The organism is Bacillus cereus group sp. MG16 (assembly GCF_040459875.1).
GTDB classification, from domain to species: domain Bacteria; phylum Bacillota; class Bacilli; order Bacillales; family Bacillaceae_G; genus Bacillus_A; species Bacillus_A paranthracis.
The window spans coordinates 481484-506214 of the sequence record NZ_JARVHE010000001.1 but is presented as its reverse complement, the minus strand read 5'-3'; the positions used below and the strand labels follow the sequence as shown (position 1 = coordinate 506214).

Here is a 24731-nt window from a genome sequence, read left to right as displayed (position 1 = left end):
GACAAATTCATGTTTTTCTCCTCTTATTCACTCTCTCATTCCACGTAATCCTTTAATAAACATTTCCAACAATACATGTAAACTTATATCCAAATCTAACGGCAAACCAAATCCGCCCTGCTGTTCAATCGACGCAAATCCATGACAAATACTTCTGAATCCACGTGTCGCATGAAGTGCATTTTCCCCTTCTAAGCCGTACTGTTGTAAAACTTGAAGACAAAGCTTTACAATCCCGTCACCTGCTTTTCTTACTTCTTCATCTCGTAAAAAGGTTGCTTCATATAGTCCAGGATGTTTGCGTACGAATGCTACATATGCTTCTCCTAAAGCATGAATTGCTTCATCCATCCGTTTACCCTCGGCCGCTTCTTCCAGTTTGTTATACAGCTGCTTGATTCCGTAAATACCAAGATGTTTCCGTACATCTTGTAAGCCTTTCACATGATTGTATAGCGAAGGTGAACGTACCCCTAATGTTTGCGCTAATGAAGCTAACGTTACTTCTTGTATTCCATTTGTATCTGCAATTTCTGCTGCTGTTTCTACAATTTTCTGTAATGTAAGTCCGATTCTTGGTGACATAAATTAACCCTCTTTTCTACTTTCTATATTTCGCTTAGCTTCCTTAATAGCAAGCTCTATGACAGCCCCTGGATCGTTTATCATTTTCCCATGCCCTGCCGCAAGCAAGGACGGCTCATATTCTCTTAACTTCTCTGCACTTTGTAATGACATTTCTTTACTCCACGTTGCCATCGCAGGAAACGGAAACCAAAATTTCATTTGTCCTGAAACAGCCGTACCTCCTCTTGTTTGAAATGCATCCCCAACAATAAGAGCTTTATTTCTTATATCAAGAAACGACATGGAGCCCGGTGTATGTCCCGGTGTCATAATAGCAAGCAGCGATCCAACTCGGTCACCATCTTCTAATAAAATATCAGGTACCGTTTTTATCTTTTTAGGTACACCGCCTTTTATTGGCGTATTTGGTTCATCCTTTTGTAACGTCGTATCTCCTTCTAACAGCTTTGCGTCCCGCTTAGAAATGTAGACTGGAACATAAGGAAGTACTTCCTTTAATGTGTCTAATGCACCGATGTGATCATCATGCGCATGTGTTAATACAATATTCGTAATTGGTTTTCCTATTTTCTCAGCCGCCTGTAAAATTCCTTTTGCGCTATATGGTAAAGCAGCATCAATTAAAGTTAAACCATCTTCTTCCTCCACAAAGTAACAATTCACAGGAAACACTCTTGGTAAAAATGACAATTGATATACCGTTTTTTCATGCATCATTCTCATATTCCCATCTCCCTTTTCACGAAAACTAATACTATTAGTTTTATTATACTAATGGTATTAGTTTTATACCACTAAAAATTTTATTTTTTCAGAAAAAAAGAACAGTAGCCGTATAAACGACTACTGTTCTTTAAAGGTATTAAACTGTGTAACGCTCATCTTCTAAAATTTTCGCAGCAATTTCACGTTTCTTCGGAATTACGTTAAGTGGTGTGTGGCGAGTTAATTTACGTAATGATGATAACATCATGCGTAACATGTCGCCGTTTTCAACTGCGATAAGTGTTTCTTTCGCATGTGCTTCGATTTCGTTGAATGCTTCTTGGCAGAATACTTCAGTGTATAACACTTTTTGTTTATTCTTTTCAAGACCAGTTGTTTTAATTGCTTTTTCTGTACGAAGAACAGCTGACTCCATTGCGTATAGGTTGCTTACGATGTCAGCGATATTCACAAGAATTTCTTGCTCTTTATCTAATGCTTTACCGTATTTTTGAGCAGCTAATCCAGCTACCATTAAGCCAATTTTCTTCGCGTTATTTACTAAATATTTTTGAAGTGCTAATGGCTCATCGCCTACTTCTTCTGGCATCATCATCATTAACTCTTCTTGTAATTTTTGTGCTTTTTGAAGAAGTGGTAATTCACCTTTCATCGCTTTACGTAAGAACGTACCTGGTACGATTAGACGGTTAATTTCATTCGTTCCTTCGAAAATACGGTTAATACGAGAATCGCGGTACATTCTTTCAATCTCGTACTCTGCCATAAATCCGTAACCACCGTGAATTTGAACACCTTCATCTACTGTATAGTCTAGTACTTCAGAACCAAATACTTTGTTTAAAGAACACTCGATTGCATATTCAGCGATAGAAGCTGCTACTGCTTTACCATCTTTTACTTCTTCTTCAGATAATGTGCTCATGCGGCTTTCGAATAAGCCTACTGTACGATATACAGAGCTTTCAGCTGCATATGTTTTTGCTGCCATATTCGCAAGTTTCTCTTGAATTAATGGGAAGCGAGCAATTGGTTGTTTGAACTGTTGACGTTGGTTTGCATATTGTGCTGAAATTTCTACTGCACGTTTCGCAGATCCAACTGTACCAACACCTAATTTATAACGACCGATATTTAAAATGTTAAATGCGATAATATGACCTTTACCGATTTCACCAAGTAAGTTTTCTTTCGGTACTAACGCATCTTCCAAAATTAACGTACGAGTTGAAGAACATTTAATACCCATTTTCTTTTCTTCTGGGCTTGTAGATACGCCAGCGTAGTCTTTCTCTACGATAAATGCTGAGAAGTGCTCTCCATCGATTTTTGCATATACAATAAATACGTCAGCGAATGCAGAATTTGTAATCCACTGTTTTTCACCGTTTAATACGTAATGTGTACCTTCTGCATTTAAACGTGCAGTTGTTTTTGCGCCTAATGCATCAGATCCTGAACCCGGCTCTGTTAATGCGTATGCAGCTAATTTTTCACCAGTTGCAAGTAATGGTAAATACTTTTTCTTTTGCTCTTCGTTACCGAATAACACGATTGGTAAAGATCCGATACCTACGTGAGCACCGTGAGTAATTGCAAAGCCACCAGCACGAGAGAATTTCTCTGCGATTAACGCTGAGCTTACTTTATCAAGACCAATTCCGCCGTACTCTTCTGGTACGTCAGCGCCTAATAAACCAAGTTCCCCAGCTTCTTTTAAAAGACGAACAGAACGATCAAACTCATGTTGCTCTAAATATTCAAGCTCTGGAAGAACTTCATTTACGATAAAGTCCTCTGTCGTTTTTGCAATCATTTTATGCTCAGATGAAAAATCTTCTGGCGTAAACACTTGATCAATCGTAATCTCATCTACTAAAAAGCTACCGCCTTTAACCGCATTTCCTACTGTTTTTTCCATGAAAATTTCCTCCTTCATATTTTCATAAGCCGCTTCTTTCATTTCGAAAGAAGCTGGCTCTCCCGTTTATTTTTTATAAACCTTTGTTGCTTCCATTCTTTGCATTGTCGGCGTCTCGTTGTGAGCGAGCCACTTCCATTTTTTTATAATCCAGTTCCAGCGGCTAGAATGTTCGGTGGCTTCGCTTCTTCCTCCTGTTCTGAGCAAGCCACCTGCACTTTTTTTATAGTAATTCAAACACTCCCGCTGCTCCCATTCCGCCGCCGATACACATTGTTACGATACCGAATTGTTCGTTGCGGCGTTTCATTTCGTGAATAAGAGATAGTGTTAGTTTTGCTCCTGTACAACCAAGTGGATGTCCAAGTGCGATTGCACCGCCGTTTACGTTTACTTTTTCTTCATCTAAACCAAGTTCACGAATAACTTGGATCGATTGAGAAGCGAATGCTTCATTTAGTTCGAATAAGCCAATATCAGATAGCTCTAAGCCAGCTAATTTTAACGCCTTTGGAATTGCAGCGATTGGGCCAATTCCCATTACTTCTGGTGGTACGCCAGCTACTGCAAATGAACGGAATTTCGCAAGTGGTTTCATGCCATCGCTCACTGCTTTTTCACGATCCATTAATAGTACAGATGCTGCGCCGTCACTCATTTGTGAAGAGTTACCAGCTGTTACAGAACCGCGAACGTTAAATGCTGGACGTAATTTACCTAAAATATCTAGCGTCGTCTCTGCTCTTACACCTTCGTCTTGCGCAAAAGTAATTGTTTCTTCTTGCAGTTTGTTATTTGCTCCAACAGTACGTAACGTTACATCTACAGATACTGTTTCATCAGCAAAGTTTCCTGCAGCTAATGCTTTCGCAGCACGTTGATGACTTCTTACTGCAAATGCATCTTGCTCTTCACGAGAAATTCCATATTTCACAGCAACTTGCTCTGCTGTATGTCCCATACCCATATAATATTCTGGAGCTGCTTCTACAAGGCGACTATTCGGACGAACAACGTGTCCCATCATCGGAACTAAACTCATTGATTCCGCTCCGCCTGATAATACCGCTTCCGAGTGACCAAGCATAATGCGCTCTGCTCCGTAAGCGATACTTTGTAAACCTGAAGAACAGTAACGGTTAATTGTAATAGCTGGAACATCGTAAGAAAGTCCTGCTAATCCGCCGATATTACGAGCCATATTTAAACCTTGCTCTGCTTCTGGCATCGCACAACCGAAAATTAAATCATCGATTGGTCCTTCATAATTCGCACGCTTTAACGTTTCCTTTACTACTAACGCCCCTAGATCGTCAGGACGAACTGTTTTTAATGAACCCCTCTTTGCTTTTCCAATTGGTGTTCTTGCTCCCGCAACAATGACAGCTTCTCTCATGAACGATATCTCCCCTCGTTATTAGTTACGTAATGGCTTTCCTTTTACAAGCATGTGCTGCATTCTTGCTTGTGATTTCATCTCACTTACTAAGCTAATAAATGCTTCACGTTCTACATCTAATAAATACTGCTCATCAACTTCTGTTCCGTACGGCACTTTTCCGCCTGCGATGACATATGCAAGTTTCTTCGCAATATGAAGGTCGTACTCTGAAATGTAACCAGATAAATGCATTGCTTCTGCACCAAGTGCAAGAGTTGCATATCCTGTTTCACCAACAACCGGTATCTTCTTACGAATCGGCGCTTTATAACCAGCTTCATATAAAGCAAGTGCTTTCTGTTTCGCATCGTATAGTAAGTGATCACCATTCACACTAATACCATCTTTATCACCTAAGAAGTTATGAGAAACTGCTTCTTGTCCTGAAGTGGAAACTTTCGCCATTGCGACTGTTTCGAACACTTTATTTGCAACTTTTTGTAGGTCAAACTCTACGCCGTTTGCCATTTTATTTAAGTGTTTAATGTATAGCTCTTTATTACCGCCTCCGCCAGGGATTAAGCCAACGCCAACTTCTACTAAGCCCATATACGTTTCACTAGAAGCTTGAATGCTCGCTGCTGGTAAGCAAACTTCTGTACCTCCGCCAAGCGTCATACCATATGGCGCTGCTACAACTGGCTTAGAAGAGTATTTAATTTTCATCATTGCATCTTGGAAGTTTTTCACAACTAACTCAATTTCAAAGTAGTTGTCGTCTTGTGCTTCCATTAAGATCATTGCTAAGTTCGCACCAACGCAGAAGTTCTTCGATTGGTTACCGATAACAAGACCTTTATAATTCTTTTCTACTTCATCAACAGCGTAGTTAATCATTTGCGTAATATCCATACCGATTGCATTGCTCTTCGAATGGAATTCTAAGCAAAGGATGCCGTCGCCTAAATCAATTAAGCTCGCTCCGCTATTTTTCTTTAATACACCATTTTTCGCTTTTAATTGCTTAAGAGAAATTGCCTTTTTATTACGTTCGATTAGCTTATATTCGCCATTATCGTAATAGTAGCTATCTCCGTTATCATGTTTGTAGAAAGTAGTGAAACCTTTCTCTAACATTTCTTTCACCCAAGTCGGAACAACTACGCCGTTTTCTTCCATCTTTTGAACGGACTTTTCAACGCCAATTGCATCCCAAACTTCAAACGGTCCTTGCTCCCAGCCGAAGCCCCACTTCATCGCTTGGTCAATTGCAACGATATCGTCAGCAATTTCTTTATGAAGTTTTGCAGAGTATAAAAGAGTTGGTGTAATGATGTTCCATAACAACTCTCCTGCGCGGTCTTTCGCGTATACAAGCGCTTTCAATTTATTCGATAAATCTTTTTCTTGTTTACTTAACTCGATCGATGCAGCTTTTAATTTTTTACGAGCTTCGTACTCCATCGTTTCTGGATTTAATTCTAAAATTTCTTTTCCTTGTTTTAAGAAGAAGCCTTGACCTGTTTTGCTTCCAAGCCATTTTTTATCAAGCATGTCATGCATGAAAGCTGGTACTTTAAATACATCGCGCTCTTCTTCTTGTACGTTTTCATATACGTTATTTGCAACGTGTACGAATGTATCTAATCCGACAACATCTAATGTACGGAACGTTGCACTCTTCGGACGACCAATAAGTGGGCCTGTTACTGAATCAACTTCCCCAATGCTATAGCCGCGTTTTACCATCTCTTGAAGAGTTACTAATAAACCGTACGTACCGATGCGGTTTCCAATAAAGTTTGGTGTGTCTTTTGCAATAACAACGCCTTTTCCAAGAACGTCTTCGCCAAATAATTTCATGAAGCTTAATACTTGTGGATCAGTTTCTTTCGTCGGTATTACCTCTAGAAGTTTTAAATATCGTGGTGGGTTAAAAAAGTGTGTGCCTAAGAAGTGTTTCTGGAAGTCGTCTGAACGACCTTCTGCCATTTTTTCAACTGAAATGCCTGACGTATTCGAGCTTACGATAGAACCCGGTTTACGAACAGCATCTACTTTTTCAAATAGTTTCTTTTTAATATCTAAGTTTTCAACTACTACTTCAATAATCCAATCTACATCAGCTAGACGCTCAAGATCATCTTCTAAGTTACCTGCTTCAATCAGTGCTAAATTTCCTTTCACTGTCAGAGGAGCTGGTTTTTGCTTTAATAGTTTTTGCAGTGCCGTATTACTAAAACGATTTCTCACACTTTTATGTTCTAATGTAAGTCCCTTCGCTTCTTCTTCTTTCGTAAGCGCAGGTGGTACAATATCAAGCAATAATGTCGGAATACCAATATTAGCTAAGTGTGCCGCAATTCCTGAACCCATTACGCCTGACCCTAGAACAGCAGCCTTTTTAATTTGGAACATCCAATTCTCCCCCTATTCTTGAATGAATGCTCATTCAATTTTTCGACATAAGTCGCAATCAATGAGTGAGCCTCTACTAATAAATATATGATACTGTTTAAATTTTCGCAATATATTTATTGATAAAATTTTCTGAAATAAATATTTTTCTTTTATTTGCCCATGCTATATATGTATTTTCTTCACTAAAATACACTTTCCCTTTTTATAATCTGACGAAACTGGAGGAATATATATGGCAAAACTTAAGAAGAACCCTTCAAAGGCTGGAATTAGCGCAGCAAGTGTGACAGGAAACGCTGGCCCAACTGATCGAGGCGTGGAAAAAGGACGTCAAGGTAATAACCAACAATATAAGAAGCATAATATGGGCGAAAAATAACGCTATATTTTTGGGCAGAGAACGTGGCATAATGGGTAATGGCTGCTTTTTCTGCCCAATTTACTTGTAACAAATGAGGGAATTATAATGAAACGAACAATAGTTATGATTGTAATGATTGCCACACTATTTACAGGGATGATTTTCTTCTCTTACGCACAAAGACAACAAGCTGTAAGAGCTGATCAACCTAGTATCACTGGGCAATACGGCATTACAATTGATGCAGACACAGGTGAAATTTTGTATGGCAAACGAGAAGACGAACGCTCTTATCCGGCTAGTATAGCCAAAATGATGACAACCCTTCTTTTACTAGAGAATGTAAAAGAGGATGAGGAAATTACAGTTACAGAGAACGCAATTAAAACAGAAAGTCAAAGTAAGAAAATTAAACTTCGTGCTGGGGAAAAGTTAAAACGTGATGAGGCATTAAAACTGATGCTTATCATTAGTGCAGACCCAATAGCTGAATCCATCGCAGAACATATTGCAGGATCAAAAAATGAATTTGTAAAAATGATGAATGCTAGAGCGAAGGAACTCGGTACAAAGCATGCGACTTTCAAAAACGCAAGTGGTGCTGATGCATTAGGAAACAAAGTATCACCATATGACATTGCTATGATTACGAAAGAAGCATTAAAATACCCAGTTGTTTTAGAATATATGAATTCAACGCGTACAACTCTACATACTTCAGAACGCTCTCCAAACATCGCAAACTATGGACGAGAAGAACTATATGACGATCCATATGCAATTGGAAGTAAAAGCGGTCTATCAGCACTCGGAAAATATACAGTCGTAACAGTGGATGAGAAAGACGGTAAACGCGTCATTAATGTTGTATTATCTTCTACTCGCAAGCAACTGTATCCTGATACGAAGAAAATGGCACATTACGCATTTCAGCAATTAAAATAACCAAGGAGTATTTTCTCCTTGGTTATTTTTTAATCATACCTTTTAATACGAACGCAACGTTTGCTGGACGCTCTGCTAGACGACGCATGAAGTAACCATACCAGTCGTTTCCATAAGGTACGTAAACACGCATTTTGTAACCTTCTTTTACTAGCTCAAGTTGACGCTCATTACGAATACCATATAACATCTGGAATTCAAATTGGTCTCTTGGAATGTTGTGTTCTTCGGCAAGTTTTTTTGTATATTCAATAATCGCTTCGTCATGTGAAGCAATTGCAGTATAATTTCCATTTAATAAGTGCATTTTAATAATCTTTTTATAATTGTCATCTACATCTTTCTTGTCCGGGAACGCCACTTCTTCAGGTTCTTTATAAGCCCCTTTTACAAGACGTAAATTAGGATTATAAGCATTTAAGTCTTCAATATCTTTTTCTGTACGATATAGGTAAGCTTGAATAACAGTACCAATATTATCGTACTCAGACTTTAACTGTTTAAAGATATCAATTGTCTTTCCGCAGCGTGTATAATCTTCCATATCAATTGTAACGAACACACCATTTTCTTTTGCAGCTTCTAAAATGCGGCGCATATTGTTCATTACGATTTCATCAGAGATATCTAGCCCCATAGAAGTCATCTTTAAAGAAAGTTGCGAATCAAGACCTTCTCTTCCAATTGCACGGATTGCTTCAATCGATTGGTTAGCCATTTCATTTGCTTCCGCTTCATTATCAACGAATTCCCCTAAATAATCGATTGTTACGCAAAGTCCTTGCTTGTTTAATTGTTTAATAGCTGCTGTCGCTAATTCAATTGTCTCCCCTGCGACAAAGCGACCTGCGCCAAAGCGTAAACCGTACTTTTTAGCCAGTTTTGTTAGCGCTTTATTCTTAGATAAGAAAAGAAACGAATTTCGCATTAATTGTTCCATGTAATTCACCCCTATGACTTAATTTATCTGTTTTTTACCCCTCTTCGAAATTATATCATTGTTTAAAATTATTGGATACAAATAATTATTTAGATAATTTATAAAATACTATAAAAACATTTAAAAACCTATATTCTCGCTTATAAATATGTCTGAAATATTTTTCGACATTTAGAAAAATAGAGTTTAATAGGCACAAAATAGGCATGCCGAAAATATTCGACATGCCTATAAAACCCTTTATATTCCATGTAAATTATATGAGGATATTAATACAGAAAACTTGAGATTATATTTACCTCAAGTTTTTTTATTGCTCATTTCTCTTCTCTTCATTCAGCCTTTTAATATGTGTAATTAACTGCACCATCTCTTCTTTCGCATCGGGATACGTCTCATTCCAATGCTTCACTAAAGCCGGCATCGTCTTCGCTATGTAAGAATACAGTGCCCACTTCTGTACCTGTTCTTTTCTCTCTTCATTGCTCTCTCCAAGTAATAGTTCCGTGTATTTCTCTAACAACCCGTCAAATTGTTCGTTAAACTTTTCACTCATCTTATTACCTCCTATATGAAAAAAGCAGCGAAGATCGCTGCTTTTCTTTATAATTTTGATCGAACAGAGTTTAATTTCTTCTCCATTGTGCTTACTTTATCACGACGATCATCGATACGAATTGTTGTCGCAACGCGCTGCGCACCTTTCGCATATGGAACTTCATGCATTTGTTGAATTACTTCTAGAATGACAGGAAGATCTCCTTCAATAATTGTATTCATTGGTGTTAATTGATACTTCACACGATCTGAGTTTTTCTCTAGCACCTTTTGTACTTCTGCTACATATTCACTCACACTTGGATTACCTGTTCCTACTGGAATAATCGATACGTCAACAATTGCCATAGTAGTCTTCCTCCTATACTTGCTTCTTATATATCCATTGTCTATTTTACCGAAATACGCATCATTTTACTAATTTGTTATTCCTCTATTTTAAACTGCTCAACTAATCTTTCTAAGTCTCTCATATGCTCCGTCAAGCTTTCCATCGTATGAGCTACCTTTTCTAGATGATTCACTTGTGATTCAGTTGCAGCATTTACTTCTTCAGAAACAGCTGCACTTTCTTGACTCGTACCAGCAATTGTATGCATGACCGCTGTAATTTCTCCTTGCTCATGACCGATGTTATGTACCTCTTCTACAATTTGTTCCACTGAAGTACTGATGGTATTAACAACTGACATAATTGTGCGGAATTCCGCCTCTGCTTCTGTCGTAACATTATTTTGTATATCCGCAATATCTTTTAATTTACTTACAACTTCTACAACTCGTCTTACCTCTACTTGTACATCACCAATCATCGTCGCAATTTCTACTGTTGCTTCTTTTGATTGTTCCGCTAATTTCCGAACCTCTTCCGCAACAACAGCAAAGCCCTTACCTTGTTCACCCGCACGTGCCGCCTCGATTGAAGCATTTAAAGCAAGTAAATTCGTTTGATCCGAAATACCTTTTATAAGCTCTACAACATTTTGAATCGATCCAACCCTTTGCTCTAGCTTTCCAGATGCTTCCTCTGTATGAACAACAATTGAAGAGGATTGTTCTCTCGTACGAACTAAATTACGCATCGTATTTAATCCTTGCTTAGATGCCTCTTCAGCTTTGCCAGCTACTCCTTTTATTTCACCAACAGAGTTATTCATTTGTTCCACTGACTGCGCCATATTCTCGAGCTGCTCTGAAACTTCATCTACACTATTAGCGAGCGTAGAAGCTCCTCCGCTCACGTCATCCATTGCACCTGACACTTCTTTACTAGCTGCTACAGTTTCATTCGTTAAATAATGTAGATTATTCGTTGATTGTTGCACGGTTGATACACTATTTTTAATTTTGCTTACCATTTCATTCATTTGTTCAACCATATGATTAAAATGGTTCGTCAGTTCTCCAACTTCATCCTTACTTGTCACTTTCATTTGCAACGTTAAATCACCTTCTGCTACTTTTTGAACGTGATTCGTTAATAATTGCAGTGGTCTTGCTAATCTTCGTGAAAACAAGTATGAAGCTACGATTCCAACGAATAAGCTAATACATGCCATTATAATGACTGTATTTCTAGTACTATTTAATAGCCCATCAATCGTTTCTTTCGGGTAAACAATCCTAATTTTCCATTTCATCTTATCAAACAGTTGACTATAGGCTACTACATCTTTCCCGCCTAATGTCGTCACCGCAAATTTTGTTTCATCTTTATTCAAACTTTTTAAAAGTGGTTCCTTTGAAACATCTTTTCCTACTTTCTCTGGGTATACAATGGCAATATTTTTATCATTTACGATAAACATTTCTCCGCCGTTATTATATTGGATATTGTGGAGTAGCTTTTGAATTGTTCCTAATGATACATCCATTGCTACTACCCCTAAAACAGAGCCATCCTGTCCGACAATAGCTTTTGAAACCCCAATACTTAACTTACCTGTCGCAATTTCATATTGTGGTTGCCCCCAAATAATCGATTTTGTATCAGATTCTGATGCTTTATACCACTGACGACTCGTTGGATCATACCCTTCTGGTACTTTTCCTCCGTCAGCAAGATTTGCACTCAACGTTTTTTTATCTTTCGTTCCAATGTATACGTCTAAAATATCAGGATGGTTCTTTTTAAACCTTGAAAACTCTTTTAAAATAAAGCTCTCTTCTTCTGGAGTAACTCCATCTTGTAACATGTTTTGAATATCATCATGACTCCCATAATGACCCATATCTTCTTCAATTCGCTGCATAAATGCAGTTAACTGCTCTGTCACAAGATCCATCGTATTTTGAGAATACTGGTCTAAGGAGCGCACTTCCTTCTCTTTCTGTAATTGATACATAGCTGTACCTAATATTACGAACATCATAGAAATAAGTACCGAAAATACTACCGCAATTTTTAAACGTAAACTTCTTAACATCTTCCCCCAAGCATCCCCTTCGTATTGAATTCAAATCTTATTAATCATTATATTAAGTATAATAGATAAAATTAAAAAATTGAAATTAATTCTCACCTTAATACAATTAGAAAACTGACTACCACTTGTGCAAAAACAAATAGTTCATTATCCTTAAACTATAATCTCATTCGTTCGGAGGTAACTATGTTACAAAAATTCGGTTTCTCACAATATGAAAGCCAAGCTTACGAAGTTGTCGTATCAAGCAACGAGCCATTAGATGCTACAACGATTGTGAAGCATTCTGGCGTGCCAAAAGCAAAAATATATGAAGTGCTTGCACGTCTAATCGATAAAGGAATGGTAATGGATTCTGTTTCGGAGAAGAAAAAGATGTATACAGCATTACCACTCAAGCTAGCAATTGAAAAATTAACAACAGAATTTCAATCCAATATTAAAGAATTAGAGACAACTATATCGAAAAAATCATTTACAGATGACCGTGTGTGGAGCTTAAAAATGCAATCTTCTATTCGCGTTCAAAGTAAAGAGCTCATCGAAAGTGCAAAAGAATCAATTCGCATTTCAGCTTGGAATGATACTCTTTTAGAATATCTTCCTTTATTAGAAGAAAAAGCAAAACAAGGCGTCAAAACCGAATCCCTTATAGTTGGAAAAGTAAAAACAGACTTAGAAAACATGCATTTTCTAATCCCAGCCGAAGAGCCTAACGCGCTAGAGCGATACTTACTGCTCATCGTTGACGACCGTGAAATTTTATTTGCTGGTGTAGAGCAAGAGTCATGGCAAGCGATGAAAACAATGTCACAACCTTTCGTAAAGTTCTTTACAGAATTTTTCTATCACGACGTTGCACTTGCAAAGATTACCCAAAAACACCATGACCTCTTTATGGAAGATGAGGAAATTAAAAGTTTATTGATGAAGTTGAGATACTAAAAAAACGCCTCTATTACAAGGCGTTTTTTTCTACATTTCTTTTCTATTTTTCATTCTTAACACATAAGCACCAGCAATAATAAAACTAATTCCTAAAACGAATAAAGACGTAAATTCATTGCCGATGCCGCCAGTAGCTGGCAAACGCACTTCATTATGAGTATTATGTTGTTGAACCTGCTTCACATCAGCGGAAGGTTTCACTTCTCCATTCGGTGTTGGCTTATTTGGCTTAGAAGGAATCGATGCCTTTTCTTCTTTCTTATTTCCCACAATATGTTTAAGAATTTCTCCATCCTCTTTTATCTCAAATGTAAATGTCTCTTCATTTATTACATATCCATTTGGCGCTATCGTTTCTTTATACTTGTACTTTCCGTATGGTAGTTTGAATTTCGCTACACCTTGCTCATTTGTTTTTCCTTTTACTACTTCTTTTCCTTGTTCGTTGTAGATTGTAAATTCTGCATTTGGTAATTTCGTATTCCCATCCGCTATATCTACTTTCGTTATTTCTAACTCACCTTCTACTTTCTTATCTTGAACAATATGTTTAATAATTTGTCCATTCTCTTTTATTTCAAATGCGAATGTCTCTTCATTTATTACATATCCATTTGGCGCTATTGTTTCTTTATACATGTACTTTCCGTATGGTAGTTTAAATTTCGCTACACCTTTTTCATCCGTTTTCCCTTTTACTACTTCTTTCCCTTGTTCGTTGTAGATTGTAAACTCTGCATTTGGTAGTTTTGTATTCCCATCCGCTATATCTACTTTCGTTATTTCTAATTCACCTTCTACTTTCTTATCTTGAACAATATGTTTAATAATTTGTCCATTCTCTTTTATTTCAAATGCGAATGTCTCTTCATTTATTACATATCCATTTGGCGCTATTGTTTCTTTATACATGTACTTTCCGTATGGTAGTTTAAATTTCGCTACACCTTTTTCATCCGTTTTCCCTTTTACTACTTCTTTCCCTTGTTCGTTGTAGATTGTAAACTCTGCATTTGGTAGTTTTGTATTCCCATCCGCTATATCTACTTTCGTTATTTCTAATTCACCTTCTACTTTCTTATCTTGAACAATATGTTTAATAATTTGTCCATTCTCTTTTATTTCAAATGCGAATGTCTCTTCATTTATTACATATCCATTTGGCGCTATTGTTTCTTTATACGTGTACTTTCCGTATGGTAGTTTGAATTTCGCTACACCTTTTTCATCCGTTTTTCCTTTTACTACTTCTTTCCCTTGTTCGTTGTAGATTGTAAACTCTGCATTTGGTAGTTTTGTATTCCCATCCGCTATATCTACTTTCGTTATTTCTAATTCACCTTCTACTTTCTTATCTTGAACAATATGTTTAATAATTTGTCCATTCTCTTTTATTTCAAATGCGAATGTCTCTTCATTTATTACATATCCATTTGGCGCTATTGTTTCTTTATACATGTACTTTCCGTATGGTAGTTTAAATTTCGCTACACCTTTTTCATCCGTTTTCCCTTTTACTACTTCTTTCCCTTGTTCGTTGTAGATTGTAAACTCTGCATTTGGTAGTTTTGTATTCCCATCCGCTATATCTACTTTCGTTATTTCTAATTCACCTTCTACTTTCTTATCTTGAACAATATGTTTAATAATTTGTCCATTCTCTTTTATTTCAAATGCGAATGTCTCTTCATTTATTACATATCCATTTGGCGCTATTGTTTCTTTATACGTGTACTTTCCGTATGGTAGTTTGAATTTCGCTACACCTTTTTCATCCGTTTTTCCTTTTACTACTTCTTTCCCTTGTTCGTTGTAGATTGTAAATTCTGCGTTCGGCAGTTTCGTATTCCCATCCGCTACATCTACTTTCGTTATTTCTAATTCACCTTTTACATTTTCATTTTTAAGCTCTAATACAGCTGTTTCACCAGTTTTCACTTCAATTTTTTTAACGCTTCCGTCTAACACATATCCAGCTGGCGCTTGAATTTCTTTGACGCTATATATACCGATTGGAAGATTACCTAACTCCGCAATCCCCTTATCATTAGTCGTAACATTTTGTTTAAAGTTTTCATTAGAAACTTCAAACACCGCTCCTTTTAATACTTCCTTTTTTTCTCCTAATTTCATAATCTTTAAAGATCCTACTGATTCCCAATTTACAACTAAATCTGTACTGATTTTCTCACTATTTCTTTGTAACAATACCGTTGTATTTTGAACTTTTTCCGATCCTTTAAAAGCTACTGCTTGTAAATTTGTTAAAGTAGACTTCACTTTCATTTTAAAGTTACCACTACTCGTATTTTTCGGTATTAATATTTTGAATTTTTCGTTAATTAATAACGTACTTTTCTCTTCACCATTTTCATTTACAATTCGAAGCCCTTTAGGAGCATTTTCAGGAAGAATTGTATAAGAGCCAGAAACCGCATTTGTTTGCACTGCATAAAATCCTGTTTCTAAATAATCACCTTTTTGTGTAGCAGTTTGTGAATCTACAGGATTAACTTTAAAAAATACATTTTGTGATCCAGTTTCTTTCTTTGAAGCCTCTACTAAACGCTTCATAAGATTATGTACACGTTCATTTTTTGCAACTAAATCTTCTTCCGTTAATTCATTTGCTGCAATCCATACTGCTAATTGTGTAGCATAATGCGCTTCTTCCGTTGTCGCTACACCTAATTCAGATGGGCTTTTTTGAGGATATCCATTTAATAAAATACGATATACAGCATCGGATGTTTTCCCCATCTCAGGCAAATCATCCCCATTGGGCGAACGTAAATCAGGCGTTAAACAATACGCAATACTACCCGAAGCCGTTTTAATTATTTCTGTCTTTATTTCACGCTGTTTCGAATTACTATAGCTCCAATCCATTTTATATGTTTCTCTGTTCATTACTTCTGCCTTTACTTGTGGCATTGCAATTCCTAATAAAATAATAAGAGCACTTAAAAAACTAAACCATTTTCCTACCATCTTTCGTTTCATTCTCTCCACCACCATATATAAATTTCTACATGAAGCAATCTTACTGTTTCATTGTACTTATAGTGAAAAAAAGAGAATAGGTGGTTTTTTTGTAGTATCTTGTCGAATTGTTGAGAAAGTTTCACAGTAATAAGCCATTTTAAAACGTTTGGTTGTCATGCTGCTATTGACAAATAAACATTACATGTTTCCAATTTTCAAACATAATAAAAAAGGCACTTTATAAGTGCCTTCATATCTTACGAGAAACAAATTTCAAACGAATACATATTACTTATCTTTTTCCTTTATCTCCATCAACAGCTCAATCATTTTCTCATTTTGCTCCACTTGTTTCTCTGAATTTTGATAGATGAAACGAACCCATCTTAATACAAAAACAACTATCAATATCGGTAGTAGCGCAATTATCATGCCGAATACCGAGAAATTAGACATCATTTTCCGTCACCTCGCTATATACACATTTCTCCATCCACCCACCAAACCCTTCCATTTTTCACAAATAAAAAGAACCTATCAAACGATAGATTCTTCTTTTGCAAACTGAGTAGAACGTCCTCTCGTAATCGAGAAAATTGCACAAAGCAGCGCTAATATAATAAAGCCGCCTCCTACCCAAGCATTATATATAACAGACGATTTCTCAATAACAACTCCGCCTACTGTTGAACCGAGCGCAATCCCTAAGTGAAGAGCAGAGTTATTTAAACTTTGCTGAATACCAGCTGATTCCGGTGCAATTTCAATTAAATAATTTTGTTGTGCTGGTGAAATAGCCCAGCTCAGCATACTCCAAATTCCCATCATAATAATGAACAGTGGGAATGAGAATGTCATCATCGGCAATAGGAAAATCGCACACGCAAATACGATAATAATTGAAATAATACTTTTCTTCGATCCCCATTTATCAGCAAGCCAGCCTCCGAAGCCGCCCCCAATTACTGCTGCGATTCCGAAGATGAAGTAAAATACACTAATCCAATTCGCTTCCACATGCATAACATCTTTTAAAAATGGTGTTAAATATGCATATAGTGTTAAATGACCCGTTAAAAATAAGAATGACGTTAACTGTGCACTGACGATTTTTTTATTTTTTAACGTAGCAATTTGCTCTCTTATTGATAATACCGATGTCGGTGGTACTTTCGTTAAAAATAATGAAATACAAGCGATTGCCATAACTGTTAAGATCGAAATGAGTACAAATGGTGCACGCCATCCGTATGCATTTCCGAGTACAAGGCCAAGCGGTACTCCAAGTACGAGCGATCCACTAATCCCCATGAAAATGATTCCAATTGCACGCGCACGAAAATGCGGCTCTACAACGCTAGAAGCAAGTGTTACTGACAGTGCAATAATAAGCGAACCACTCGCCGCACAAATCACCCTTGAGAACATTAACATCCCGTAATTCACACTACATGCTGAAATAATATTTCCGATTAAGAAAATTGATAATGCCCCAACATACAATGTTTTTCTTTCAAATTTCCCTGTTAAAGCTAATAAAACAGGACCTGATAAAGCAAATACTACTGAAAATATTGTGATAAGCTGACCAGCTGCACTAATAGATACACCTAAATCATTGGCAACTAAATCGAGCGTTCCTCCTATAATTAGCTCAACCGTTCCGACTACGAAAGCCGCGATAGCTAAAATATACACACGAAAATTCAAGTCTTTCCCCACGCTTTCTATTTTGGTTACTACGATTATAGTAACCAAAATAGAAGTTGAACACAAGTACAATTTTTTTACAGTAAAAAAGGTAGGCGCATTATACGCCTACCCTTCAGTCATGACACTTCATTTTTATTCTTCTTATTTAAATACCAATATACCGGCAGCCCCGTAAACACAATTCCAATTGATAAGAAACAACTTACCGGATCATTGATAATGGCACTACCAATTACAAAGAGCGAGCCGAAAATCGCAACGATTGGTACGATTGGGAATAACGGTACACTGTATGCACGCTCTTTATTCTTATTGCGCTTTCTTAAAATGAAGACGCCAATAAACGTCATTACATAGAAAATATAAATAATGAATACGGAAATCTCAGATAGCTTATTCGGATCACTAATAATCATTAAAATAATTCCTAAAATGATTTCAACAGTAATCGCATTTGCTGGTGTTTTAAATCTTGGGCTTTCCTTCGCAATAAACTTAGCAAATGGAAGTTGTCCACGTTCTGCCATCGACATCGGGATACGTGGGAACGTTAAAATCTTTCCATTTAAACAACCGAAAATAGAAACGATAATACCGATACTAATAATTTTCCCGCCATATTCTCCAAGTAGCATTCCTGCAGCTGTCGCTGTTGCATTTTCTCCAAGGTCTACAATTTGCGTTGCTGGTAATACATTCAATAACGCCAAATTAATTAATACGTAAGCAGCTGTTACAATTAAAATCCCAACTGTCATTGCTTTAGGTAATAGCTTTGTGGGATTCTTCATTTCTCCGCCAATTGAAGCAAGTAAAATCCAGCCGTCATAAGCAAATAATGTTGCTAAAATTGCCATCCCGATACTTTGATTTTCTGATATTGGCACAACTACGTTAAAGATATCGCTATTCCCTTTCGAGAAACCTAACACAACAATTAATACGATTGGAATCATCTTCCCGATTGTCGTGATTGTTTGGACGATACCTCCATATTTTGTTCCCATACTATTTACAACGCCAAGGAACACAACTGTTCCAATTGCGATTAGTAAATTCCATACTTTATCTAAATAGAAAAAATTAATCATTAAAGAACTAAAGTATAACCCTAACGTTCCAATAATAGCTGGCCCATACACAATCGTTTGCATCCAGCCTGATAAATATCCCCAAAAACTTCCGTAAATCTCCTCTAAATACGTATACAACCCACCATTTTTCGGGATTTGCGCTCCAATTTCAGCTACTGTTAAACCACTTGCTAGCGTCAACAGACCACCAATTACCCAAGCAAGAATCGCCATATTAGAACTCCCTGAGTAATCTAATACGCTGCCTGGTTTCATAAACACACCAGACCCAATAATCGTTCCTACTACGATAGAAAGTGCTACCGTTAAACCAATTTTGTTCTTCTCATCATGATGCATGCTGCGTATCCTCCTTCCAATCCTAGTGTGATGCAAAAATGAAATAAAAAAACACTCCTCCCTAAAAAAGGGACGAGTGTTATATTCGTGGTTCCACCCTTGTTTCAATTCGCAAAGTAACACACTTCACCAATTTCTCAAGTCTAAAATAACGGTTTTTGCCGGCAAGCAATTACTAGATGTTCGTTCACTGCTGCAGTTCAGAGGTGGTAATCCATTTTTTCGTATTAGGAAGCTCACAGCCAAAGGCTTCCCTCTCTGAGAATCGTAAAAAATTAATCATGTCCTCATCATTACTTCTCGATGTCGAATTTTGTAGTTATTGTTCATTATATTGAATTGTTAGAAAAAATCAATATATTTTTTTATATAACATACGAAATATTTCTCTTCTTATATTATAACAGAAGTTACGACACTTCTCTAATTTCCTAGTATCTTTGGAACAGTGTAGCGATAAAAAATTATATCAGCGATTTTTCAGATATATCGATTTATCAACAAAAAACGACAATAAGTAAGGGGAGACTTTCTAAAAGAAAGTCTCCCCACATACATACCTTCCGGTTGCCCACACGAAAGATACATAATTCGATTATTTATCTTCTTTTTTCATAAAAAACTTGTGATGCGGAAGATCCACATTCAATGCCTCTAATTGTTTCTTTTCATTGTCTAAAATCGCTTTTACTTTTGTTTTTGTTGCCTCATCTAATCCCGCAAAGATGTCTTCATGCTTCTCTTTCTCTGGAAGTTTCACACCTAGTTTTGTTAATTCTTCTTTTGCTTGCTCATGCGTTAATTTCCCGGACTTTTCCTGTTCAAAAATAGACTTTGCTTTTTCCTTTGTTGCTTCATCTAAGTTAGCAAGTATGTCTTTATGCTTACCCTTCTCTGGCATTTTCACGCCTAACTTCGCTAATTCCTCTTTTGCTTGTTCACGTGTTAATTTTCCAGATTTCTCTTGCTCTAAAATTGATTTCGCTTTTTCTTTTGTCGCTTCATCTAATCCCGCAAACATTTCTTTGTGTTTACCCTTTTCCGGCAACTTCACGCCTAATTTTGTTAACTCCTCTCGTGCTTGTTCTCGTGTTAATTTCCCAGACTTTTCTTGCTCTAAAATTGATTTCGCTTTTTCCTTCGCCTGTTCATCTAATCCCGCAAACATTTCTTTACGTTTTTCTTTCTCTGGAAGCTTTACACCTAGCTCCTCTAACTGTTTCTTTGTATCATTCATAATCGTTTTTACTTTTTGTTTTGTAGCGTCATCTAAATCTTTTTTCGCCGTTTTTGTAGATTGCTCAGCTGCTGGAGTATTCGTTGCCGCGAATGCCGGAATACCGACTCCTCCAATAATTCCGAATGATAAAGCACCTGCAATTGCTAAATACCCAACTGTTTTCTTCTTCATAGGAAATTTCCTCCTTCATATTTCTAATGCATGTACACTCTCGTATACAATGCCTATAGTAATGTTGGTTTCTTAACATTTCCTTAACGACTTAACAAAAAAACACCGCTCATGATGAGCGGCGTTATTCTATGCTTTTTGTAATTGTAATTCTTCACGTTCCATTATTCTTCTTAATACAATTGTTTGTGTCATTGTAAATAAGTTACCTGTTATCCAGTACAACACAAGACCTGATGGTGCCGCAAATCCCATAAATAAAATCATTGCCGGCATCATAATTTGCTGCATCTTTAGCATCTGTACTTGTTCTCCAGGTGTAATATTCGATTGGAAAACCTTCATTTGAATAAATGTCGTTAATGCTGCAATAATCGGTAATATATGATAAGGATCTGCATGTCCTAAGTTCACCCATAAAAACGAAGATGTGCGAATCTCTTCTGTTCGGCTAATCGCATAATACAAAGCAGAGAAAATCGGCATTTGTATAAAGATTGGCCAACAACCAGCAAGTGGATTCCAACCGCCTGATTTCATTAGTTCTGACATTTCTTTTTGATACTGTTTTTGTTTTTCAAGATCTTTACTTACATCACCGTATTTTTTCTTTAGCTTCTGCAATTCAGGTTGCATTTTCTTCATTTTCGCTTGGCTACGATATTGCGAAACAGCTAATGGAATCATCGCTGAACGAATAACGAGCGTCATAATAATGATAGCAATCCCGAAGCTAGCTCCCGGTATATGATGAGCAACAAATTGAATCATAAACGAGATTGGATATACAAAGTAATGATCCCAAATTCCCGTACTATGTGCATCAATTGGGGCTGCATTACTGCAACCAGATAAAACAAAAACAAGTAATAATGATAAACTAACGAGCACAGCTCGGTATGATTTTAACATGTTCATTCCTCCAATGTTTCGTAATTATTTAGCGAAACATTGGTGTATACGGACCGACCTCGTCATTCTCTTCACTTGATTCTTGTCTGCGTACAGAACGAATCATTCCATATTTATAAAAAATAGAAAATAGCGGTACATTCCCAGCACTATCTTCACATGTATCAACTAACGCAAATGCTCTTTGTCTACCGCTCGATGCTTGCTGACGCACAAAGCGAGAAACGTTGGCAAGGAAGAAAACTTCTAATAAACAAAGTGCTGTCGTTACAAACGATATATATAGAATTGCATCCTGCAATAAAAATTCCATCGCTTCACATCCTTAATAAGGTCATTTTAGCACATTCGGCAAACATTCTCTATTTCCTTTTATCGTCAAAAAAAGTATTTTGCATATTTTCTCAAGAAAATAATAATTGAGAAACATTGTATTCGCTTTCTTTAGTATATTCACACACATCAATGAATAGGCTTGATTTATTAGAAATTTATAAAATTTTTGCATTATAATAAAACTATTGCCAGTTTTTGAAAAAACCTTTATTCTCTTCTTGTAATCAAAAATGAATATGGAGATGAAACATACTATGGGTCAACTAGGAGACGCCGATTACGTTCCCGACACCGCCTTTTTATCCTTCCCAGCAGCTAAAACATTTCACTTAGAATTTATCATACAGTTGGTTGTTATTTTCGTAGCTTCTATTTTGTATGCAATTTCTATGAATATGTTCTTTATCCCGCATAACATGATTAGCGGTGGATTCGCTGGAGTAGGGATGATTATCGGTTATTTAATGCACTACAATATCGGTGCACTTATCTTTTTACTAAACATTCCTCTTCTTATTTTAAGTCACTTTTACTTAGGCAAGAAGACAACCTTTTTAACAGCGTACTTTGTAGCTGTATCATCGTTAGCGATGAACATTATCCCTGTACACCAAGTTTCAGACGATATTTTACTATCTTCTGTATTCGGCGGTGTAATCTGCGGAGCAGCTTCAGGAATCATATTCCGATTTGCTTCTTCAACAGGTGGTTTTGATGTTGTTGGATTGATTGTAGCGAAATATCGAGATGTTTCAATTGGAGCAATCATATTTGTATTCAACTTAATCTTACTTGTTGTAGCAGGATTTATTTTCGGATGGGATATTACACTTTATACGTTAATTAGTCGATTTGTAGTCAGCAAAGTGATCGATGCTGTGCATACGAAACATATTAAATTAACGATAATGACAATTACAGAAAAAGGCGAGGAAATAAAAAGCGCCCTACTACATCACGGCATACGTGGCGTGACAATGGTAGATGCTGTCGGCGGCTATACAAACCATAAGAAAAAAATGATTTACACTGTCGTGACTCGCTATGAGTTAGGCGAAATGAAACGTATTATCCGTCAAGTGGATAATAAAGCATTTATGAACATTACTGAAACAGTTGAAATTGTCGGCCGTTTCAAACGCATATAAAAAGGTCAATACATGAAAGGGCATAACATATAATATGTTATGCCCTTTGTTATTCAACTCACGTACCCTTTAGCATAATACAAGCATTAAGTTTATTACTACAAATCGGAGGGTAGCATTCCATATACAATACTATCTGTCCATTCATCTTTATTCCAGAAATCTTGTATGAAATGTGCTTCCTTTCTCATGCCTATTCGTTCACACAATTTTTGTGAAGCTGTATTTCGTGCATCAAGATTAGCTTGTATACGGTGTACATTACATTCATTAAATAATTTAAATACCAAACGACTTACAGCTTCTGTTGCCAAACCTCTTCCAGTTACTTCATTTGAAAAACTATAACCAATCTCGACAGTGTCTTTCATATTTGTGTACCATACGGATAAATCACCAACTACCTTAGTTTTGTATATAACCGCCAAACTTAATATTGAGTCTTTAGTAAGTGCATTGTTTGCTAGCTTCTTATTAAATCTTTCCTGCATGTCTTCATGAGTCCACTTATTATGTAATAGGAACTTACATGTATCATCACTATTATAAATAGCAAATACATCCTGCAAATCAGTACTCTTAAAAGGTCTAATTATTAATCTTTCTGTTGTGAACTCCAAGTTAACTCTCCTCCCTTACATTACATGCATGCCATAAAACACTTTTTATCGTATTTAAGCCTTCTTAGATCTCACCTTGATTACATATTTCATCAAAATAAATGAAACTCCTTCTTCCACTAAACCGCACCGTTAACGGTATTTCCTTGCGTTTTTTATTTTTTACACTTATTACAAAATCAGATAATTCTATTATTATGCCTCTAAATATGTTATAATGAAAACAGACTCACAAAAAAAGAGTATATAGACTTGGAAGTTTCTCTTATTTTACAAGCAAAAAGAAACGAGCAGTCGGGTATATTTCAGACACCATACACGTAACGGTTTAAAAAACCGATCATCTTAGTTACTCTTCAATGATCTTTTTATAAAAAGATACGTACAATTAAAACTCACTTCAATATACTATACCTACCTTTTTGACTTCCAAATCATCTTATTACATAAGGAGATGAACATATGAATCAATATATACGATATACAATAGCTGTCCTGTTTGCTATTATCGGCGGAACAATCTGCTTCTGGACAAACACTCAGCTTGGAGAGAATATCATTTTTAATGGAATCGAGACACTTGTAAGCGCTTCAATTTTAGGTGGATACATTTTCTTCCTCTTTAATCCAGAAGAAAATGCGCAAAAAACAATGTTATTAACAATGATCGGAATTGTCGGCGGATGTATTTCCTACTCAATGACTAACTATACATTACCACTTCAATTAAGCTCAGCTTTCTTCCACGGTCTATGGACTTGGTTCATTGCATTCTGTCTAGCAGATGTATTCAACCTATTACAAGACAACGAAGAAGAAAACGGTCGCCAAATTGAAAGTAACTCGTAAGCTGGAAGAGATTCTTCCAGCTTTTTTTATATTGATTTGCATACCCTGATTGGTATTTACCGGATTATATCAACGATTTTTTCATTATATCGACGGTTCGACACAGGAT

23 protein-coding genes and 1 other annotated feature are annotated in these 24731 nt (G+C 36.5%); of the genes, 5 read left to right on the top strand and 18 right to left on the bottom strand.

Features of this window, described 5'->3' with window-relative positions:
- Positions 1-27 precede the first annotated feature (27 nt).
- The 6 genes from QCI73_RS02475 to QCI73_RS02450 all read right to left on the bottom strand — a co-directional run bounded on the left by QCI73_RS02475 (position 28) and on the right by QCI73_RS02450 (position 7034).
- On the bottom strand, positions 28-585 hold the full coding sequence (locus QCI73_RS02475; RefSeq protein ID WP_049110970.1) for a TetR/AcrR family transcriptional regulator: 558 nt from the start codon (positions 583-585) through the stop codon (positions 28-30).
- A 3-nt stretch (positions 586-588) separates the two neighbouring features.
- Complete coding sequence (locus QCI73_RS02470; protein ID WP_327922687.1) at positions 589-1311, bottom strand: MBL fold metallo-hydrolase; 723 nt, start codon at positions 1309-1311, stop codon at positions 589-591.
- A 139-nt stretch (positions 1312-1450) separates the two neighbouring features.
- Complete coding sequence (locus tag QCI73_RS02465; RefSeq protein ID WP_000416279.1) at positions 1451-3235, bottom strand: acyl-CoA dehydrogenase family protein; 1785 nt, start codon at positions 3233-3235, stop codon at positions 1451-1453.
- Between the two features lie 66 nt (positions 3236-3301).
- Positions 3302-3472 (bottom strand): hypothetical protein, encoded by a 171-nt coding sequence (locus QCI73_RS02460; RefSeq protein ID WP_353822449.1) that lies wholly within the window; start codon positions 3470-3472, stop codon positions 3302-3304.
- Positions 3459-4631, bottom strand: a complete 1173-nt coding sequence (locus tag QCI73_RS02455) for an acetyl-CoA C-acetyltransferase (RefSeq protein ID WP_001206335.1) — start codon at positions 4629-4631, stop codon at positions 3459-3461. Before QCI73_RS02455 ends, QCI73_RS02460 begins: the two co-directional genes overlap by 14 nt.
- Before the next feature lie 21 nt (positions 4632-4652).
- Positions 4653-7034: a 3-hydroxyacyl-CoA dehydrogenase/enoyl-CoA hydratase family protein gene (locus QCI73_RS02450; RefSeq protein ID WP_353822448.1), complete on the bottom strand. Its 2382-nt coding sequence runs from the start codon at positions 7032-7034 to the stop codon at positions 4653-4655.
- Positions 7035-7269: 235 nt separating this feature from the next.
- Here QCI73_RS02450 and QCI73_RS02445 point away from each other — a divergent pair, with 235 nt between their 5' ends.
- Together QCI73_RS02445 and QCI73_RS02440 are read left to right on the top strand one after the other, a co-directional pair.
- Complete coding sequence (locus QCI73_RS02445) at positions 7270-7416, top strand: YuzL family protein (protein ID WP_001096347.1); 147 nt, start codon at positions 7270-7272, stop codon at positions 7414-7416.
- 87 nt (positions 7417-7503) lie between these two features.
- Positions 7504-8343 (top strand): D-alanyl-D-alanine carboxypeptidase family protein, encoded by an 840-nt coding sequence (locus QCI73_RS02440; protein ID WP_000831474.1) that lies wholly within the window; start codon positions 7504-7506, stop codon positions 8341-8343.
- 22 nt (positions 8344-8365) lie between these two features.
- Here QCI73_RS02440 and QCI73_RS02435 read toward each other — a convergent pair whose 3' ends face one another.
- From QCI73_RS02435 to QCI73_RS02420, 4 genes are all read right to left on the bottom strand, one after another.
- Entirely contained in the window at positions 8366-9283 is a 918-nt protein-coding gene (locus QCI73_RS02435) for a proline dehydrogenase family protein (RefSeq protein ID WP_049110960.1), read from the bottom strand.
- A gap of 310 nt (positions 9284-9593) precedes the next feature.
- A complete protein-coding gene (locus QCI73_RS02430; protein WP_001290596.1) occupies positions 9594-9839 on the bottom strand; it encodes a YusU family protein in 246 nt (81 codons plus the stop codon).
- Positions 9840-9886: 47 nt separating this feature from the next.
- Complete coding sequence (locus tag QCI73_RS02425; RefSeq protein WP_001018866.1) at positions 9887-10189, bottom strand: MTH1187 family thiamine-binding protein; 303 nt, start codon at positions 10187-10189, stop codon at positions 9887-9889.
- A gap of 77 nt (positions 10190-10266) precedes the next feature.
- Positions 10267-12267: a methyl-accepting chemotaxis protein gene (locus tag QCI73_RS02420; protein WP_353822447.1), complete on the bottom strand. Its 2001-nt coding sequence runs from the start codon at positions 12265-12267 to the stop codon at positions 10267-10269.
- Positions 12268-12453: 186 nt separating this feature from the next.
- On the opposite strand from QCI73_RS02420, the gene QCI73_RS02415 reads away from it, so the two are divergent.
- Positions 12454-13212: a TrmB family transcriptional regulator gene (locus tag QCI73_RS02415; protein WP_000939492.1), complete on the top strand. Its 759-nt coding sequence runs from the start codon at positions 12454-12456 to the stop codon at positions 13210-13212.
- A gap of 30 nt (positions 13213-13242) precedes the next feature.
- On the opposite strand, the gene QCI73_RS02410 is transcribed toward QCI73_RS02415, so the two are convergent.
- From QCI73_RS02410 to QCI73_RS02380, 7 genes are all read right to left on the bottom strand, one after another.
- On the bottom strand, positions 13243-16218 hold the full coding sequence (locus tag QCI73_RS02410) for a SpaA isopeptide-forming pilin-related protein (RefSeq protein WP_353822446.1): 2976 nt from the start codon (positions 16216-16218) through the stop codon (positions 13243-13245).
- 270 nt (positions 16219-16488) lie between these two features.
- Complete coding sequence (locus tag QCI73_RS02405) at positions 16489-16656, bottom strand: hypothetical protein (protein WP_327922729.1); 168 nt, start codon at positions 16654-16656, stop codon at positions 16489-16491.
- A gap of 81 nt (positions 16657-16737) precedes the next feature.
- Positions 16738-17922, bottom strand: a complete 1185-nt coding sequence (locus QCI73_RS02400) for an MFS transporter (RefSeq protein WP_483299575.1) — start codon at positions 17920-17922, stop codon at positions 16738-16740.
- A 107-nt stretch (positions 17923-18029) separates the two neighbouring features.
- The gene (locus QCI73_RS02395) at positions 18030-19346 is read right to left on the bottom strand and encodes an APC family permease (RefSeq protein WP_353822443.1); all 1317 of its coding nucleotides are present in this window, start codon (positions 19344-19346) and stop codon (positions 18030-18032) included.
- A 65-nt stretch (positions 19347-19411) separates the two neighbouring features.
- Positions 19412-19649: a binding site (T-box leader), on the bottom strand.
- Between the two features lie 292 nt (positions 19650-19941).
- Positions 19942-20757 (bottom strand): hypothetical protein, encoded by an 816-nt coding sequence (locus QCI73_RS02390; RefSeq protein WP_353822442.1) that lies wholly within the window; start codon positions 20755-20757, stop codon positions 19942-19944.
- Between the two features lie 129 nt (positions 20758-20886).
- Entirely contained in the window at positions 20887-21669 is a 783-nt protein-coding gene (gene yidC, locus QCI73_RS02385; RefSeq protein WP_044791216.1) for a membrane protein insertase YidC, read from the bottom strand.
- Between the two features lie 28 nt (positions 21670-21697).
- On the bottom strand, positions 21698-21982 hold the full coding sequence (locus tag QCI73_RS02380) for a hypothetical protein (RefSeq protein WP_000394930.1): 285 nt from the start codon (positions 21980-21982) through the stop codon (positions 21698-21700).
- A gap of 277 nt (positions 21983-22259) precedes the next feature.
- Between QCI73_RS02380 and QCI73_RS02375 the strand changes: the two genes are divergently transcribed.
- Positions 22260-23153 carry a YitT family protein gene (locus QCI73_RS02375; protein ID WP_000530037.1) on the top strand — a complete coding sequence of 298 codons (894 nt, stop codon included), beginning with the start codon at positions 22260-22262 and terminating at the stop codon, positions 23151-23153.
- 98 nt (positions 23154-23251) lie between these two features.
- Here the strand turns inward: QCI73_RS02375 and QCI73_RS02370 are convergent, their stop codons facing one another.
- The gene (locus tag QCI73_RS02370; RefSeq protein WP_046198716.1) at positions 23252-23773 is read right to left on the bottom strand and encodes a GNAT family N-acetyltransferase; all 522 of its coding nucleotides are present in this window, start codon (positions 23771-23773) and stop codon (positions 23252-23254) included.
- Positions 23774-24235: 462 nt separating this feature from the next.
- Here QCI73_RS02370 and QCI73_RS02365 point away from each other — a divergent pair, with 462 nt between their 5' ends.
- Positions 24236-24622 (top strand): DUF3938 domain-containing protein, encoded by a 387-nt coding sequence (locus QCI73_RS02365; protein ID WP_001077770.1) that lies wholly within the window; start codon positions 24236-24238, stop codon positions 24620-24622.
- Positions 24623-24731 lie beyond the last annotated feature (109 nt).